This window comes from Streptomyces sp. WP-1, assembly GCF_030450125.1.
Taxonomy (GTDB): Bacteria; Actinomycetota; Actinomycetes; order Streptomycetales; family Streptomycetaceae; genus Streptomyces; species Streptomyces incarnatus.
Genome location: NZ_CP123923.1, coordinates 5,480,326 through 5,496,688 on the forward strand (window position 1 = coordinate 5,480,326; position 16,363 = coordinate 5,496,688).

The window sequence follows — 16,363 nt, forward strand, 5'->3', positions numbered from 1 at the left end:
GGTCGGCGACCCGGGGCCCGCGCGCACCGGGGACGGGACTACGGTGGGCCCGTGATCGACGTACGGCGCGCCGCCGAGCGCTACCCGGGCGGGGACCCGGCGGCCGGGATCGAGACCCGCCACGCCTTCTCCTTCGGCCCGCACTACGACCCCGGCAATCTGCGCTTCGGCCCGCTGATCGCCTGCAACGAGGAACGGCTCGCGCCCGGCGCCGGATTCGGCGAACACCCGCACAGCCACACCGAGATCGTCACCTGGGTGATCGAGGGCGCGCTGACCCACCGCGACTCCGCGGGCCACGAGCGGACCGTGCGCGCGGGGGACGTCCAGCATCTGAGCGCGGCGGCGGGCGTACGGCACGTCGAACGCAACGACGGCGAGGGCCCGTTGGTCTTCCTCCAGATGTGGCTGGCCCCGCTGGAGCCGGGCGGCGAGCCGTCGTACGGCATCGTCCCCGGCATCGCCGACGCCACCCCCTACGCGGTCCCGGCCGCGGGCGCGATGCTGCATGTGCGCCGGCTGGGCGCGGGGGAGCGGACCGCCGTACCGGACGCGGCGTACCTGTACGTCCATGTCGTGCGCGGCGAACTGCTGCTGGACGGCGCCGGGCTGGGCGCCGGGGACGCGGCCCGGGTCACCGGCGCGCGGGGCCTGGAGGCGGTCGCGGTGACGCCCGCCGAGCTGCTCGTCTGGGAGATGTCCGGCTGACGGGCCCCGCTCGCGGCCCCGGCGCCGACGGCCGGGTCAGCGCATGCCGCGCGTCTCGCCCAGCACCGCGTCGGTGAAGACCGGCCACGCCTCGACGGCCCAGGGGCCGAAGGCGCGGTCGGCGAGGGCGGCGCAGGCGAGGCCCGCGTCCGGGTCGATCCACAGGAAGGTGCCGGCCTGGCCGAAGTGGCCGAAGGTGCGCGGGGAGGAGGAACTGCCGGTCCAGTGCGGAAACTTGCCGTCACGGATCTCGAAGCCGAGACCCCAGTCGTTGGGGTTCTGATGGCCGTAGCCCGGCAGCACACCCTTGGTGCCCGGGAATTGGACCGTCATCGCCTCGGCGACGGTGCGCGGGTCCAGCAGCCGGGGCGCCTGCGCCTCCGCCGCGAACAGCAGCAGGTCCGCCACCGTCGAGACACCGTCCTTCGCCGGGGAGCCCGCGAGCGAGGTGGCCGTCATGCCCAGCGGCTCCAGCACCGCCTGCCGCGCGTAGTCCGCGAACGGGATGTCCGTCGCCTTCGCGATGTGGTCGCCGAGCTGCTCGAACCCGGCGTTGGAGTACAGCCGCCGCTCCCCGGGCGGCGCCATCACCCGGTGCTCGTCGAAGGCGAGGCCGGAGGTGTGCGCCAGCAGATGCCGCACCGTCGCCCCGGGCGGCCCGGCCGGCTCGTCCAGCTCGATCGCCCCCTCCTCGTACGCCACCAGCGCCGCGTAGGCGGCCAGCGGCTTGGTGACCGAGGCGAGGGGGAAACGGTGGGCGAGGGGTCCGTGCGTCCCGAGGACGGTCCCGTCGGCTCGTACGACACCCGCGGCCGCGGTGGGCACGGGCCAGTTCTCGATCGACACCAGGCTGTTCAACGACATGCCGTCGAGACTATGCCGCTCACAGCATGAGCCGCATCGACGGGTCCGGGTCCCGGGTGAAGCCCAGTGACGCGTACAGCGGCCGGGCGTCCGGGGAGGCGGTGAGCAGGACGTGTCCGGCGCCCCGCTCCCGGAGCCGGGCCAGCAGCTCGGCCATGCACGCCCGCGCGTATCCCCGGTGCCGGGCGTCCGGGCCGGTGGCCACGCTGAAGACGTAGCCGACCCGGCCCCGGGGATCGTGCGGGGTGCCGACGCGGTGGTCCACCGTGCCCGCCGCCGGCGCGGCCGGCCCGCCCGGCCTCTCCGGTGCCTCGACGACGAACGCCCCGACGTCCGAGCCGGTGTCCGCGAGCCGCTCGCGCAGCAGCGGCAGGGACTCGGCGTGCCGGCCCGTCTCCCCGGCGAAGCCCGGCCTGCCCAGCGAATCGATCATGACCTGGCGCAGGCGCGGTACCTCGGCGGCGTCCTCGGGCCCGGCCCGGCGTGCGAGACTCAGGCCGCGCACGCCATCCAGCCACCCCGCGCCCGGTCCTGCGGTTTTCTTACCGGCCCGGCTTGCTTGGAGTGCACTCGAAGGTCATAGCGTTGAGGCATGACGGTGATGCAGACCACGCCTGCGACCCTTGAGGACTCACACCCCGCCGACATCTGCTCCGCCCGGCCCCCGCGCCACCCGCGCCCGGACGGCCAGGACCGCTACACGATCAGCGAGGTCGTCGCCTGCACCGGCCTGACCGCGCACACGCTGCGCTGGTACGAGCGGATCGGCCTGATGCCGCACGTCGACCGCTCGCACACGGGTCAGCGCCGGTACACCAACCGCGACCTGGACTGGCTGGACCTGGTGACCAAGCTGCGGCTGACCGGCATGCCGGTCGCGGACATGGTCAGGTACGCGGAACTGGTGCGCGAGGGCGCCGGCACCTACCGGGAGCGGCAGGAACTGCTGGAGCAGACCCGCCGGGACGTGCTCGGCCGGATCGCGGAGCTGCGGGACACGCTCGCCGTGCTCGACCGCAAGATCGATTTTTACGCCACTGAGGGGAACACGCGATGACCGACACCAGGATTCCGACGGCCCGCCTGGGAGCGCAGGGGCCCGAGGTCGGTGTGCAGGGACTCGGCTGCATGGGCATGAGCTTCGGCTACGGCCCCACCGACACCGACCAGGCGCGCGCCGCCCTCGACCGCGCGTTCGAACTGGGCGTGACCCTTTACGACACCGCCGACGCGTACGGCGCCGGTGAGAACGAGCGGTTCCTCGCCCCGTTCTTCCGGGCCCACCGCGACGAGGTGGTGATCGCCACCAAGTTCGCCCTGTCCATCCCGAAGGACGACCCGACCAAGCGGATCATCCGCAACGACTCCCCGTACATCCGCGAGGCCGTCGAGGGCAGCCTCCGGCGGCTCGGCGTCGATGTGATCGACCTCTACTACATGCACCGCCGCGATGTGAACGTGCCCATCGAGGAGACCGTCGGCACGATGGCGGAGCTGGTGCGCGAGGGCAAGGTCAAGCACCTCGGCCTCAGCGAGGTCACCGCCGAGGAGCTGCGCGCCGCGCACGCCGTGCACCCGATCGCGGCCGTGCAGTCGGAGTGGTCCCTGTTCAGCCGGGACATCGAGGCGCATGTCGTGCCCGCCGCACGGGAGTTGGGCGTCGCCCTGGTGCCGTACTCGCCGCTCGGCCGGGGCTTCCTCACCGGCGCGTTCGCCAACGCGGACAAGGACCTCACCGCCGACGACTTCCGCCGCCAGCAGCCCCGCTTCACCGGTGACAACGCCGCCGCCAACGCGGCCCTCCTGAAGCCCCTGCACACCATCGCCGCCGCCCACGACGCGAGCGCCGCGCAGATCGCCCTGGCCTGGGTCCAGCAGCGCGCGGCGGTCGACTCCCTGCCGGTGATCCCGATCCCGGGCACCCGCAAGGCGAGCCGGGTGGAGGAGAACGTGGGCGCGACCCGGATCACCCTGACCGAGGAGGAGCTGGCGCAGCTGGAGCCGATCGCGGGCAAGGTGGCGGGCGAGCGGTACGCGGACATGGCGTTCACCTCGGCCGGCCGGGAGGCATAGGGGCGCCCCCGAAGGGGCGCGGGGAACCGCGCGAGAAACCACCTCGGACCCGCGCCCTGACGACCTCACCGAGCCCGGCGGACGCCTCACAGCTCCGCGAGCAGTTCCGCCTTCTTCCCGGCGAACTCCTCGTCGGTCACCAGACCGGCCTGGTGCAGCTCACCGAGGTGTCTGATCCGCTCGGCGATGTCCGCGGGGTCGCGGCGGCACTGCGACACCGCGGGCACCGGCCGGCGCGCACGCACGGCCGCGAGCACCGCGGCGGCGAACGGCAGCGACTCGTGCACGGGGCCGTAGCCCAGCCCGAACACCACCGCCGCCGGGTCCTGGTCGGGCTCCGGGACCGCTGCCGTGCCCGAGGCGCGCAGCCGCAAAAACCCCTCCAGGGCCTCCGGTGAGCGCCACTCCACCCCGCTGAGGCCGGCGACCGCGTAACTCTGGTCGCCGGCCTTCCACTTGGCCGTGGACGCGCCCGTCCAGGACCAGCGGAACTGCACCGACGTCCCGTCGAACGTCGCCTTCCCGTCGTACGCCTTGAACTGGAGCGGCGCCGTGGGCGCGGCCACCAGGTACCGGTCCGCGGGGCCCGACTCCGTCAGCCGCGCCGCCAACTCCTCCGCGCGGGACGCCGCCTGGGGCTCCCGCTCGGCCGGTAGGACCAGCCGGTAGGGGTCGGAACCCTCCTTCAGCTGCCCGTCCGCCGCCTCCATGAGGGGATCCGCGCCCGCCCGGGGCACCAGCCGCAGAACGAGGGTGCCACGCCGGCCGGGAGTGAGCGTGACCTCTTCCAGCGCGGCCAGCGGGATCCGCCGCTCGCCGAGCGCCTGGAACAACTTCGGTGTTCGAATCCCCCGTTCGTAGCGGATGAGCACGGAGTCGGACTCGAACTCCCAGACGGCATGAAAACCCGCCAGTACGTCACCCATGCGGCTCATCGTATGCGGCACGTCCTTCTCCGTCGCCACCTTCGCGGACCGCACTTCCTGCTGTTTCTACGCGCGTCGGGCCGTGGTCGTCGTGCCCAGACCGGCCCGGCACACGTCATTTCCACCGGCGCACGTCACCGCGTCGTACGCTCCCGTGCCGATGTCGGCGAGGTTGCGCAGGCTGTCCGTGCCCGGCGTGAAGTACCCGGCGTGGCCCTGCGCGTCCCGCGCGGACAGCACCCGGGCACCGAAGCCCGCCGCGACCGGATCCGCGCCGTGCCCGAGCCCGCCCAGCTCCAGGTACGGCACGTCCTGGATCCAGTCGGTGGCATCCCGCATCGCCCACACCCGGGCGGTGGTGTCCAGGTCGGCGGCCCTGGAGACCCGCATCCCGGGGCTGGCGGCCACCGCTATGTCGGCGACCCGCCCGGGCATGCCGTGCGCGGCGACCCCGCACAGCACGGAGCCGTAGCTGTGGCAGAACATCGAGACCGGGGCCCGGCCGGGCAGGGCCCGCAGCAGCGCGTTCAGCCGCAGGGAGCCCTCCGCCGCGCGCGCCCCGGTGGCCGCGTCCATACCGAGGCCGTCGGGGGAGGTGTAGTCGGCCCAGGCGATCACGGCCGTACGCGTCCTCGGGGCGGCGGTGCGCTCCGCCGCGTACAGCGCCTTGGCCATGCCGACCGGCGCGGTGTAGGGGCGGCTGGTCTTCTGGAAGGTGAGCAGATCGGTGTCGACGCCGGGGACGACGACCGAGATCCGCTGCGCCTTCGCCAGGTTCCCGAACACCTCGGAGATACGGCCGCTGCCCGCCGGGTCGAAGGAGAGGATCTGGCGGCCGGGGGTCAGCAGCGACTCGTAGCGGTGCATACGACGGCCCGCGTCCTGCTGGCCGGCCGTGCTGAGCCGGCTGTCGTGCATGCGCTCGCGCTCGACCGCGCGCTGCTGCTCCAGGGCGAGGTGGTTGGCCTCGTAGCGCAGGGAGACCGGCGCGCCGTTCATGTTGCCCACCGCGAGCGGATAGCGGTGGGCGAGGCGGGAGCGGTCCTGCGCGGAGAGCGAGACGAAGAAGCGGGTGAGCCGCGCCGGGCCGGCCCCGGGATCCGGCAGCCGCCGTCCGTGCAGGCTGCCGTGCGTCCACTTGTCGCGGGACGCCTGGAGTTCGCCGGACTCCCGGTGGGTGCGCAGGGCGGTCCAACCGGTGGTGGCGAGCATCACGAACACGACGGCCAGCGCCAGCATCGCGCGCCAGACGTTGAGTTGCGGGGAGGAGGTGTCGAAGGAAGTCACTGGGAGGACACACTAGGAGAACGAGACGGTCTCGCGGTAACCCAGTGACCGGGATCACGTTTCGGCGGAGATCGAACACGCGGTGAACGATCTTTCGAACCCGTCGCGGTCGATCTGCCGAACACCACATCGGCGGACCCCCGGCGCACTTCCGTCGATCTCTCCGGCGTCGTGCCAACGGCCTCAGCGCGCGCGCCAGTTCCCCTGGAGGGCCGAACCCACCTGATCGAGGTACGAGACGGTGAGCGATCTGACGGCCTCCAGGCTGAAGTCCCGGCCCAGGCACCACTGCCGCTCCGTGACCCGAATCACCCCGCCGAACACCGCCACCGCGAGCCTCGGCCGGGGGTCGGCGTCCACGTCCACGCCCTCCCGCTCGGCCAGCAGCCGCGCGAGGCTCTCCTCCACGGCGGTCGAGCGGCGCAGATGGGCGGCGAGCAGCGCGGGCGTCGACTCGATCGTCCGGTACATGCGCAGGTACAGCTCCATCGGCACGGCCGACTCGACGGTCTCGCGGATCGACTCCCAGTCCTGGAGGACGGCCTGCCGCAGCGCCTCCATCGGCGCCTCGTGCGGCGGCCGGGCGCGCAGGACGGACAGGAAGTGGGCCTCCGTCATCTCCTGGACCGCGAAGGCGGCGTCCTCCTTGCCCGCGAAGTAGCGGAAGAAGGTGCGCTGCGAGACCTCGCAGGCCGCGGCGATCTCGTCCACCGTGGTGCGCTCGTACCCCTGGGTCGTGAACAGTTCGAGAGCGGCCCGCAGCAGCGACTCCCGGGTACGCCGCTTCTTGCGCTCGCGCAGCGTCTCCATGGCCCCTCGACTGCCCCTTCCCGAACGTTCGACCAGCTCAGCCTATGTGGCGGTGCACCCTGTCAGTTACCGACTTATGAAAATGTTTGTCAACTGTCAGTGGCTGTCACTAGTCTCGAACGCATGACTGGTCAGACCACCATCGACACGACGGGCCCGGGTGACGGAGCCCCGCCGGCCCAGGCGGAGCGAGCGCCGGCCACAGGGATGCGCGGCCACCCGTGGCTCACCCTGATCACCGTCGCCGTAGGGGTCATGATGGTGGCCCTGGACGGCACCATCGTGGCCATCGCCAACCCGGCCATCCGCGACCATCTGAACGCGACCTTCGCCGATGTGCAGTGGATCACCAACGCCTACTTCCTCGCCCTCGCGGTCACCCTGATCACCGCGGGCAAGCTCGGTGACCGCTTCGGGCACCGGCAGACCTTCCTCATCGGCGTGACCGGCTTCGCCGTCGCCTCCGGCGCGATCGGGCTGTCGGACAGCATCGCCGCGGTCGTCACCTTCCGCGTCTTCCAGGGACTGTTCGGCGCGCTGCTGATGCCGGCCGCGCTCGGCCTGCTGCGGGCCACGTTCCCGGCCGAGAAGCTCAACATGGCCATCGGCATCTGGGGCATGGTGATCGGCGCGTCCACCGCGGGCGGCCCGATCCTCGGCGGTGTGCTCGTGCAGCACGTCAACTGGCAGTCGGTGTTCTTCATCAATGTGCCGGTCGGCGCGATCGCCCTGGTCCTCGGCCTGCTGATCCTGCTCGACCACCGCGCGCACAACGCGCCGCGCTCCTTCGACGTGCTCGGCATCGTGCTGCTGTCCGGCGCGATGTTCTGCCTCGTCTGGGCCCTCATCAAGGCGCCGAGCTGGGGCTGGGGCGACGGCAGGACCTGGGGCTTCCTCGTCGCCTCGGTCCTGCTCTTCGCGTTCTTCGCGTTCTGGGAGACCAGGGTCGCCGAGCCGCTCATCCCGCTCGGCCTGTTCCGCTCCGTGCCGCTGTCGGCCGGTGTGGTCCTGATGGTCCTCATGGCCATCGCCTTCATGGGCGGCCTGTTCTTCGTGACCTTCTACCTCCAGAACGTGCACGGGATGTCCCCGGTCGACGCCGGTCTGCACCTGCTGCCGCTCACCGGCATGATGATCGTCGCCTCGCCGCTCGCCGGCGCCGCGATCACCAAGCTCGGCCCGCGGGTCCCGCTGGCCGGCGGCATGGCCGCGACCGCGATCGCCATGTACGGCATGTCCACGCTCAAGGCCGGTACGGGCGGCGGCGTGATGTCCGTCTGGTTCGCCCTCCTCGGCCTCGGCCTCGCCCCGGTCATGGTCGGCGCGACCGAGGTCATCGTCGGCAACGCGCCGATGGAGCTGTCCGGTGTGGCCGGCGGTCTCCAGCAGGCCGCCATGCAGATCGGCGGCAGCCTCGGTACGGCGGTGCTGGGCGCGGTGATGGCCTCCAAGGTCGACAGCGCGCTGCCGGGCAACTGGTCCCGCGCGGGGCTGCCACCGCTGAAGCCGGCCCAGCTGGACCAGGCGTCGCAGGCGGTGCAGGCGGGGGTGGCACCGGTGCAGAAGGGAATACCGGCCGAGATCGCCGCCAGGATCACGACCGTGGCGCACGACACGTTCATCTCCGGGATGAGCCTCGCGTGCCTGGTCGCCGCGGGTGTCGCCGTGGGCGCGGTGCTGGTCGCGCTGCTCACCAAGCGGGGCGGGAACGCGGAGGCGGGGGCGGGCGTGGGTCATATCTGACCCGCGGTCGCCCGGCCGGGTGATGTGAGGGGCGTTCGCTGGCGCGGCGCGGCCGGGGCGGGACAGAGTTCCACCGGCAGCCGGGTTTGCAGACGCGCACGGCAGGAGGGGGGCGGTGCGCGTCTGCGGCTGCGGGTGCGCCGTGGCTTGTCGCGCAGTTCCCCGCGCCCCTTACGGGGCTACTCCACTGCGGACAGACGTGCCCCGCTGGGGCGGCACGGGTGGGCGCTGGGGGTACCCCCGCTGGGGGAGGCACCCGGCCGGCGCCGGTGAGTGTCACCCACCCCCGGCCCGCCCCAGCAGACCTGGACTACGCGTCGCCCCCCGCCGCCCCCGGATGCGCCGCCGTCACGTCCAGCACCTGATACCGGTCGATCGCCTGCTTCAGCACCGAGCGGTCCACCCGCCCCGCCCGCGCCAGCTCCGTGAGCACCGCCACCACGATCGACTGCGCGTCGATGTGGAAGAAGCGCCGCGCCGCCCCCCGCGTGTCCGCGAAGCCGAAGCCGTCCGCGCCCAGGGACTGGTAGGTGCCGGGCACCCACCGCGCGATCTGGTCCGGCACCGACCGCATCCAGTCGGACACCGCCACGAACGGCCCCTCCGCGCCGCTCAGCTTGCGCGTCACGTACGGCACGAGCTGCTCCTCCTCCGGGTGCAGGAGGTTGTGCTGCTCGCAGGCCACCGCCTCGCGCCGCAGCTCGTTCCAGGACGTCGCGGACCACACCGAGGCCCGTACGTTCCAGTCCTCCGCGAGGATCCGCTGCGCGTCGAGGGCCCAGGGCACGGCGACGCCCGACGCCATGATCTGCGCCGGGATCGCCCCGCCGGGACCGTCGGAGAGCTTGTGGACGCCCTTGACGATGCCCTCGACGTCCACGTCGGCCGGCTCCGCAGGGTGCTGGATGGGCTCGTTGTAGACGGTGAGGTAGTAGAAGACGTCCTCGCCGTGCGGGTGCTCCGCCGAGCTGCCGTACATGCGGCGCAGCCCGTCCTGGACGATGTGCGCGATCTCGTAGGCGTACGCCGGGTCGTACGCGACGCACGCCGGGTTCGTGGAGGCCAGCAGCTGCGAGTGCCCGTCGGCGTGTTGCAGACCCTCGCCGGTGAGCGTCGTACGGCCCGCCGTCGCCCCGAGGACGAAGCCGCGCGCCAGCTGGTCGGCCATCTGCCAGAACTGGTCGCCGGTGCGCTGGAACCCGAACATCGAGTAGAAGACGTACACCGGGATCATCGGCTCGCCGTGCGTCGCGTACGCGGAACCCGCCGCGATCAGCGAGGCCGTGCAGCCCGCCTCGGAGATGCCGTCGTGCAGCATCTGGCCGGTCGGCGACTCCTTGTAGGCGAGGAGCAGTTCCCGGTCCACCGACTCGTACTGCTGGCCGAGCGGGTTGTAGATCTTCGCGCTCGGGAAGAAGGAGTCCATGCCGAACGTGCGGTACTCGTCCGGCGCGATCAGCACGAAGCGCCGCCCGATCTCCTTGTCCCGCATGAGGTCCTTGAGCAGCCGCACAAAGGCCATCGTGGTCGCGATGGACTGCTGACCGGTGCCCTTCTTCACGGTCGCGTACGCCTTGTCGTCCGGCAGCGCGAGTGCCTTGGAGCGCACCACGCGCGTGGGGACGTACCCGCCGAGGCCCTTGCGGCGGTCGTGCATGTACTGGATCTCCTCCGAGTTCCGCCCCGGGTGGTAGTACGGCGGCAGGCCGGACTCCAGCTCCCGGTCGGAGATCGGCAGGTGCAGCCGGTCCCGGAAGCGCTTCAGGTCGTCGACCGTCAGCTTCTTCATCTGGTGGGTGGCGTTGCGGCCCTCGAAGTTCGGGCCCAGTGTCCAGCCCTTGATCGTCTTGGCCAGGATGACCGTCGGCTGGCCCTTGTGCTCGTTGGCCGCCTTGAACGCCGCGAAGATCTTGCGGTGGTCGTGGCCGCCGCGGCCCAGGTGCAGGATCTGGTCGTCGCTCAGGTTCTCGACCATCGCGCGCAGCCGGTGGTCGTCGCCGAAGAAGTGCCGGCGGATGTAGGCGCCCGACTCGGTGGCGTACGTCTGGAACTGCCCGTCCGGCGTCATGTTCATCTTGTTGACCAGGACGCCGTCCCGGTCCTGCGCGAGCAGCGGGTCCCAGGAGCGGTCCCAGATCAGCTTGATCACATTCCAGCCGGCGCCCCGGAAGACCGACTCCAGCTCCTGGATGATCTTGCCGTTGCCGCGCACCGGGCCGTCCAGGCGCTGGAGGTTGCAGTTGACCACGAAGGTCAGGTTGTCCAGGCCCTCCCGGGCCGCGAGCGTGAGCTGGCCGAGCGATTCGGGCTCGTCCATCTCGCCGTCGCCCAGGAACGCCCACACGTGCGACTTGGAGGTGTCCGCGATGCCGCGCGCCTCCATGTAGCGGTTCATCCGCGCCTGGTAGATCGCGCCCAGCGGGCCGAGGCCCATGGAGACCGTCGGGAACTCCCAGAAGTCCGGCATGGAGCGCGGGTGCGGGTAGCTGGACAGGCCGTTCGGGTACGCCGACTTCTCCTGGCGGAAGCCGTCCAGCTGGTTCTCGGTGAGCCGGTCCAGCAGATAGGCGCGGGCGTAGATGCCGGGGGAGGCGTGGCCCTGGAAGAAGACCTGGTCACCGCCGTCGCCCTCGTCCTTGCCGCGGAAGAAGTGGTTGAAGCCGACGTCGTACAGGGACGCCGAGGAGGCGAAGGTGGCGATGTGGCCGCCCACGCCGATGCCGGGGCGCTGGGCGCGCGAGACCATCACGGCCGCGTTCCAGCGCGTCGCGTTCAGGATCCTGCGCTCGATCTCCTCGTTGCCCGGGAAGAACGGCTCGCTCTTGGTCGGGATCGTGTTGACGTAGTCCGTGCTGCGCATCTCGGGCACGGCCACGCGCTTCTCGCGGGCTCGCTCGATCAGCCGCAGCATGAGATAGCGCGCCCGCTCCCGGCCGCGCTCGTCCACGACGGCGTCCAGGGAGTCGAGCCACTCCTGGGTCTCTTCGGGATCGAAGTCAGGCACCTGACTCGGAAGGCCGCCAATGATGATCGGGGTGCGATCGGATCCGGAAGCCACGCTGTTCCTTACCTGTCGGAGGGCCGGTTGTCGCTGCTCGTGCCTACTGCTCGTAGGCGCTGCCGCTCATGCCTACTGCCAGTGCCCGCGCCGTTCCCCATCGTGTACCTCGGGGGGACGTCCGTCATCTCCACCGACGCCACCCCGCGTACCGCCGGAGCACACCGCCGGTCAAAACGCAACGATACGCCCGGGGTGTGACGCGCTTGGCAAAGTTGTTCGATGGTTCCATCCGCGGATGATTCCGCTGAACGCAAACCGGGCACATGCGGGTGATGTGGGTGGCGAGGAATCGAGATACGGTGCCAGGAGTTGCCACGACACGGCCGGTATCGTCACCGTTTCGGCGGTCGGGACGGCCGGGTACTTGCGCTATCCGCCCCGCCCGTGTGGACTACGGCCAATGCTTCGCGCACGCGCGTGGCTGAGATATTCACCAGACATGATCAGGAGGCAACCCGTGAGCGCGACCGCGGACCACGCGGAGGAGCGGACGAACCCTGCCGCCAGGCTGGGGTTCCAGCCCGGACAGGTGGTCCAGGAGATCGGCTACGACGACGACGTCGACCAGGAACTCCGCCAGGCCATCGAGGAAGCCGTCGAGGGCGACCTGATGGACGAGGAATACGACGACGTGGCCGACGCCGTCGTGCTCTGGTTCCGGGACGACGACGGCGACCTGACGGATGCGCTGGTGGACGCCACCACGTACATCGAAGAGGGCGGCGCGATTCTGCTCCTCACGCCGAAGACCGGCCGTTCGGGATACGTCGAGCCGAGCGACATCTCGGAAGCCGCGACGACGGCCGGCCTGACCGCCGCGAAGAGCGTCAGCGTCGGCAAGGACTGGAGCGGCAGCCGGCTGGCCACGCCGAAGGCGGCCAAGTCGAAGCGGTGACCGCGACCGGACGGGCCGGATCTCGCCCCGGCCCGTCCGGGACCCAGGTGATCGCTGCGTAGGGTGGACCAGAGCGTTTGCTGTGCTCTCATCCGAACAGCCCACCGAAGGGAAGCACGACATGGCGATCCAGGTCGGCGACAAGGCACCCGACTTCGAGCTCAAGGACAACCACGGCCGCACGGTGCGGCTCGCCGACTTCCGCGGCGAGAAGAACGTGGTCCTGCTCTTCTACCCCTTCGCCTTCACCGGCGTGTGCACCGGCGAGCTGTGCGAGCTGCGCGACAACCTGCCGAAGTTCGCCGACCGCGACACCCAGCTGCTCGCCGTCTCGAACGACTCCATCCACAGCCTGCGCGTCTTCGCCGAGCAGGAGGGCCTGGAGTACCCGCTGCTCAGCGACTTCTGGCCGCATGGCAACGTCTCGCGCGACTACGGCGTCTTCGACGAGGACAAGGGTTGCGCGGTGCGGGGCACCTTCATCATCGACAAGGACGGCGTCGTGCGCTGGACCGTGGTCAACGGGCTGCCCGACGCGCGCGACCTGAACGAGTACGTGAAGGCGCTCGACACCCTCTAGTCGGCCGGTCGGCCGAACCTGGGAACCTTCGGGTCCAGGGTCTGCGGGGGGCGGGAACTCGTCACTAGGATCGGCTCGTTGATCCCATATCCGAAGCACGACGGGGCTCCCCGCCCCTCGACACCACATGGAGGACTCGTGGGAGTCAGCCTCAGCAAGGGCGGCAACGTCTCGCTGACCAAGGAGGCCCCGGGCCTGACCGCCGTCATCGTCGGACTGGGCTGGGACGTGCGCACCACGACCGGCACCGACTTCGACCTCGACGCGAGCGCGCTGCTGCTGAACAGCTCCGGCAAGGTCATCAGCGACCAGCACTTCGTCTTCTTCAACAACCTCAAGAGCCCCGACGGCTCCGTGGAGCACACCGGCGACAACATCACCGGTGAGGGCGAGGGCGACGACGAGCAGATCAAGATCAACCTCGCCGGTGTGCCCGCCGACGTCGACAAGATCGTGTTCCCGGTGTCGATCTACGACGCCGAGAACCGCCAGCAGTCCTTCGGCCAGGTGCGCAACGCGTTCATCCGCGTCGTCAACCAGGCCGGCGAGGCCGAGATCGCCCGCTACGACCTCAGCGAGGACGCCTCCACCGAGACCGCCATGGTCTTCGGCGAGCTGTACCGCAACGGCGCGGAGTGGAAGTTCCGCGCCATCGGCCAGGGCTACGCGTCCGGGCTGCGCGGCATCGCCCAGGACTTCGGCGTCAACGTCTGACGTCCGCCAGCTGGGACACCGTCCGGCGCCGCGCCGTTTACGGCCGGCGCCGGACGCGCAGGAAACAGGAAGCACTGTCAGGGGAGGACCAGCAATCATGGGCGTGACGCTCGCCAAGGGGGGCAATGTCTCCCTCTCCAAGGCCGCACCGAACCTCACCAACGTCATGATCGGGCTCGGCTGGGACGCGCGCTCCACCACCGGCGCCCCCTTCGACCTGGACGCCAGCGCCCTGCTGTGCGGCGCCAACAACCGGGTGATGGGCGACGAGTGGTTCGTCTTCTACAACCAGCTCAAGAGCCCGGACGGTTCGGTCGAGCACACCGGCGACAACCTCACGGGTGAGGGCGAGGGCGACGACGAGTCGATCCTGGTGGACCTCCCCAAGGTCCCGCCCCAGTGCGAGAAGATCATCTTCCCGGTCTCCATCCATATGGCCGACGAGCGCGGGCAGACCTTCGGACAGGTCTCGAACGCCTTCATCCGGGTCGTCAACCAGTCGGACGGTCAAGAACTCGCCCGGTACGACCTCAGCGAGGACGCCTCCACCGAGACCGCCATGATTTTCGGCGAGCTGTACCGCTACCAGGGCGAATGGAAATTCCGGGCGGTCGGCCAGGGGTACGCGTCGGGACTGCGCGGCATCGCTCTAGACTTTGGGGTCAACGTTTCGTAAAGCCGTGCTCGGCGCGGGGGAGACCCTCTTGGGAGGCGCCCCCACAACACGATGGGGTAACCAGTGCTGCTGAAAACCTTCGGCTGGTCGTTCGCGGTCACCGCGATCGGCCTCGTCGCCGCCGTCCTCTACGGGGGGTGGGAGGCCTTCGGGGTGGTGGCGATCCTCGCCGTCCTGGAGATCTCGCTGTCCTTCGACAACGCGGTGGTCAACGCCGGAATCCTGAAGAAGATGAACGCCTTCTGGCAGAAGATCTTCCTCACGGTCGGTGTCCTCATCGCCGTCTTCGGTATGCGGCTGGTCTTCCCCGTCGTCATCGTGGCCATCACCGCCAAGCTCAACCCGATCGACGCCGTGCACCTCGCGTTCGCGGACAAGGACCGCTACCAGCAGCTGGTCACCGACGCCCACCCGGCGATCGCGGCCTTCGGCGGCATGTTCCTGCTGATGATCTTCCTGGACTTCATCTTCGAGGACCGGGACATAAAGTGGCTGCAGTGGATCGAGCGGCCGCTGGCCAAGCTCGGCAAGGTCGACATGCTGTCGGTCTGCATCGCCCTGATCGTCCTGCTGATCACCTCCTTCACCTTCGCCACCCACGCCCACCAGCACGGCGGCGCGCACATCGACAAGGCGCAGACGGTCCTGATCTCCGGCATCGCCGGCCTGATCACGTACATGATCGTCGGCGGTCTCTCCGGCTTCTTCGAGGACCGGCTCGAAGAGGAGGAGGAGCGCGAGCACGAGGCGGAGGAAGAGGCCGCCCGCACCGGCAAGAAGAAGTCGGCCGTCCTGCTGGCCGGCCAGGCCGCGTTCTTCATGTTCCTCTACCTGGAGGTCCTGGACGCGTCCTTCTCCTTCGACGGTGTGATCGGCGCCTTCGCCATCACCAACGACATCGTGATGATGGCCCTCGGCCTCGGCATCGGCGCGATGTACGTCCGTTCGCTCACCGTCTACCTGGTCCGCCAGGGCACCCTCGACGACTACGTCTACCTGGAGCACGGCGCCCACTACGCGATCGGCGCCCTGGCCATCATCCTGATGGTCACCATCCAGTACGAGATCAACGAGGTGATCACCGGCCTCGTCGGCGTCGTCCTGATCGCGCTGTCCTTCTGGTCCTCCGTACGGCGCAACCGGGCCCTCGCGGCGGCCGAGGGCGGCAGCGGGGAGAAGACCGAGGTCCCCTCCGGGGTGTGACACCCTGGTCCATGAGGAACGCTCTGTTCGGGGCGGTTGGCACGGCCGGCCGCCCCGCACGCATGAGGACGATGACCTGGGGGCGGGAAATGGGCTTCTTCGACGGGCTGCTGGGCGCACGCGCGGTCGACTTCGACTCCGGCAACGCCACCAACGCCATCGAGCTCACCAAGCGGCGCCAGTCGGCGTCCCTCACCAAGCAGGGCGCGGCCACCGGGCATCTGCGCGTCAACCTCACCTGGCGGATGCGCACCTCCGACTTCGGCGCCCAGCGCCCCAGCCTGCTGCGGCACCCCCTCAAGGCCCTCAAGCCGCCGGAGATCCAGGGCCACGGGCAGAGCATGGTCGACGTCGACCTCGACCTGGGCTGCCTGTACGAGCTGGCGGACGGCACCAAGGGCGTCGTACAGCCGCTGGGCGACTACCTGGGCGACATCAACGCGGCGCCGTACATCAAGATCAGCGGTGACGACCGGTTCGGCTCGGGCTCCGGCGAGACGATGTACATCAACCTCGACCACCGCGAGTCCATCAAGCGGATCCTGGTCTTCGTCTACATCTACGACCAGACCCCGGCGTTCGACCGCACCCACGCCATCGTGACCCTGTACCCCAGCAGCGGGCCCCGCCTGGAGATCAGCCTGGACGAACGGCACCCCCAGGCCCGCTCCTGCGCCGTCCTGCTCCTGGAGAACGTCAAGGGCGAACTCATGGTCCGCCGCGAGGTCAAGTTCGTCTACGGCTTCCAGGCCGAACTGGACCGGCTGTACGGGTGGGGGCTCCAGTGGGGCCGGGGCTACAAGGCGAAAGTCTGATCCTCATC

At 70.4% G+C, this 16,363-nt stretch carries 16 protein-coding genes; 10 read left to right on the top strand and 6 right to left on the bottom strand.

Annotation, left to right across the window (positions count from 1 at the left end; all coding sequences use genetic code 11):
• Window positions 1-54: 54 nt before the first annotated feature.
• Window positions 55-708 (top strand): pirin family protein, encoded by a 654-nt coding sequence (locus QHG49_RS24165; RefSeq protein WP_301492906.1) that lies wholly within the window; start codon window positions 55-57, stop codon window positions 706-708.
• A 36-nt stretch (window positions 709-744) separates the two neighbouring features.
• On the opposite strand, the gene QHG49_RS24170 is transcribed toward QHG49_RS24165, so the two are convergent.
• Both QHG49_RS24170 and QHG49_RS24175 read right to left on the bottom strand, forming a co-directional pair.
• Complete coding sequence (locus QHG49_RS24170) at window positions 745-1,572, bottom strand: serine hydrolase (protein ID WP_301491255.1); 828 nt, start codon at window positions 1,570-1,572, stop codon at window positions 745-747.
• Window positions 1,573-1,591: 19 nt separating this feature from the next.
• The gene (locus QHG49_RS24175; RefSeq protein WP_301492908.1) at window positions 1,592-2,068 is read right to left on the bottom strand and encodes a GNAT family N-acetyltransferase; all 477 of its coding nucleotides are present in this window, start codon (window positions 2,066-2,068) and stop codon (window positions 1,592-1,594) included.
• Between the two features lie 96 nt (window positions 2,069-2,164).
• Here QHG49_RS24175 and QHG49_RS24180 point away from each other — a divergent pair, with 96 nt between their 5' ends.
• Together QHG49_RS24180 and QHG49_RS24185 are read left to right on the top strand one after the other, a co-directional pair.
• The gene (locus tag QHG49_RS24180) at window positions 2,165-2,629 is read left to right on the top strand and encodes a MerR family transcriptional regulator (RefSeq protein WP_085564545.1); all 465 of its coding nucleotides are present in this window, start codon (window positions 2,165-2,167) and stop codon (window positions 2,627-2,629) included.
• Window positions 2,626-3,645 carry an aldo/keto reductase gene (locus tag QHG49_RS24185; RefSeq protein WP_301491258.1) on the top strand — a complete coding sequence of 340 codons (1,020 nt, stop codon included), beginning with the start codon at window positions 2,626-2,628 and terminating at the stop codon, window positions 3,643-3,645. Before QHG49_RS24180 ends, QHG49_RS24185 begins: the two co-directional genes overlap by 4 nt.
• Before the next feature lie 86 nt (window positions 3,646-3,731).
• Here the strand turns inward: QHG49_RS24185 and QHG49_RS24190 are convergent, their stop codons facing one another.
• The 3 genes from QHG49_RS24190 to QHG49_RS24200 form a co-directional block, all read right to left on the bottom strand.
• The gene (locus QHG49_RS24190; protein WP_301491260.1) at window positions 3,732-4,571 is read right to left on the bottom strand and encodes a DUF4429 domain-containing protein; all 840 of its coding nucleotides are present in this window, start codon (window positions 4,569-4,571) and stop codon (window positions 3,732-3,734) included.
• 66 nt (window positions 4,572-4,637) lie between these two features.
• On the bottom strand, window positions 4,638-5,858 hold the full coding sequence (locus QHG49_RS24195) for an alpha/beta hydrolase (protein ID WP_159701056.1): 1,221 nt from the start codon (window positions 5,856-5,858) through the stop codon (window positions 4,638-4,640).
• A 183-nt stretch (window positions 5,859-6,041) separates the two neighbouring features.
• Entirely contained in the window at window positions 6,042-6,668 is a 627-nt protein-coding gene (locus QHG49_RS24200) for a TetR family transcriptional regulator (RefSeq protein ID WP_145485139.1), read from the bottom strand.
• Between the two features lie 207 nt (window positions 6,669-6,875).
• Here QHG49_RS24200 and QHG49_RS24205 point away from each other — a divergent pair, with 207 nt between their 5' ends.
• On the top strand, window positions 6,876-8,411 hold the full coding sequence (locus QHG49_RS24205; RefSeq protein WP_370530585.1) for an MFS transporter: 1,536 nt from the start codon (window positions 6,876-6,878) through the stop codon (window positions 8,409-8,411).
• 310 nt (window positions 8,412-8,721) lie between these two features.
• Here QHG49_RS24205 and aceE read toward each other — a convergent pair whose 3' ends face one another.
• On the bottom strand, window positions 8,722-11,469 hold the full coding sequence (gene aceE, locus QHG49_RS24210; protein WP_145485137.1) for a pyruvate dehydrogenase (acetyl-transferring), homodimeric type: 2,748 nt from the start codon (window positions 11,467-11,469) through the stop codon (window positions 8,722-8,724).
• Window positions 11,470-11,929: 460 nt separating this feature from the next.
• Here aceE and QHG49_RS24215 point away from each other — a divergent pair, with 460 nt between their 5' ends.
• The 6 genes from QHG49_RS24215 to QHG49_RS24240 all read left to right on the top strand — a co-directional run bounded on the left by QHG49_RS24215 (window position 11,930) and on the right by QHG49_RS24240 (window position 16,355).
• On the top strand, window positions 11,930-12,367 hold the full coding sequence (locus QHG49_RS24215; protein WP_037661542.1) for a DUF3052 domain-containing protein: 438 nt from the start codon (window positions 11,930-11,932) through the stop codon (window positions 12,365-12,367).
• Between the two features lie 121 nt (window positions 12,368-12,488).
• Window positions 12,489-12,947, top strand: coding sequence for a peroxiredoxin (locus QHG49_RS24220; protein WP_037661544.1), 459 nt, complete (start codon window positions 12,489-12,491; stop codon window positions 12,945-12,947).
• A 138-nt stretch (window positions 12,948-13,085) separates the two neighbouring features.
• Window positions 13,086-13,661: a calcium homeostasis/redox stress adaptation protein gene (locus QHG49_RS24225; RefSeq protein WP_145485136.1), complete on the top strand. Its 576-nt coding sequence runs from the start codon at window positions 13,086-13,088 to the stop codon at window positions 13,659-13,661.
• 97 nt (window positions 13,662-13,758) lie between these two features.
• Complete coding sequence (locus QHG49_RS24230; RefSeq protein ID WP_037661547.1) at window positions 13,759-14,337, top strand: TerD family protein; 579 nt, start codon at window positions 13,759-13,761, stop codon at window positions 14,335-14,337.
• A gap of 63 nt (window positions 14,338-14,400) precedes the next feature.
• Window positions 14,401-15,540 carry a DUF475 domain-containing protein gene (locus QHG49_RS24235; protein ID WP_159701053.1) on the top strand — a complete coding sequence of 380 codons (1,140 nt, stop codon included), beginning with the start codon at window positions 14,401-14,403 and terminating at the stop codon, window positions 15,538-15,540.
• A gap of 89 nt (window positions 15,541-15,629) precedes the next feature.
• A complete protein-coding gene (locus QHG49_RS24240) occupies window positions 15,630-16,355 on the top strand; it encodes a Tellurium resistance (protein ID WP_159708135.1) in 726 nt (241 codons plus the stop codon).
• The last annotated feature ends 8 nt before the right edge of the window (window positions 16,356-16,363 follow it).

Excerpts from the sequence above, each read along its gene's own strand:
- QHG49_RS24170 (WP_301491255.1), bottom strand. The coding sequence starts at position 1,572 with ATGTCGTTGAACAGCCTGGTGTCGATCGAGAACTGGCCCGTGCCCACC.
- QHG49_RS24180 (WP_085564545.1), top strand. The coding sequence starts at position 2,165 with ATGACGGTGATGCAGACCACGCCTGCGACCCTTGAGGACTCACACCCC.
- QHG49_RS24185 (WP_301491258.1), top strand. The coding sequence starts at position 2,626 with ATGACCGACACCAGGATTCCGACGGCCCGCCTGGGAGCGCAGGGGCCC.
- QHG49_RS24190 (WP_301491260.1), bottom strand. The coding sequence starts at position 4,571 with ATGGGTGACGTACTGGCGGGTTTTCATGCCGTCTGGGAGTTCGAGTCC.
- QHG49_RS24200 (WP_145485139.1), bottom strand. The coding sequence starts at position 6,668 with ATGGAGACGCTGCGCGAGCGCAAGAAGCGGCGTACCCGGGAGTCGCTG.
- QHG49_RS24205 (WP_370530585.1), top strand. The coding sequence starts at position 6,876 with ATGCGCGGCCACCCGTGGCTCACCCTGATCACCGTCGCCGTAGGGGTC.
- QHG49_RS24220 (WP_037661544.1), top strand. The coding sequence starts at position 12,489 with ATGGCGATCCAGGTCGGCGACAAGGCACCCGACTTCGAGCTCAAGGAC.
- QHG49_RS24230 (WP_037661547.1), top strand. The coding sequence starts at position 13,759 with ATGGGCGTGACGCTCGCCAAGGGGGGCAATGTCTCCCTCTCCAAGGCC.
- QHG49_RS24240 (WP_159708135.1), top strand. The coding sequence starts at position 15,630 with ATGGGCTTCTTCGACGGGCTGCTGGGCGCACGCGCGGTCGACTTCGAC.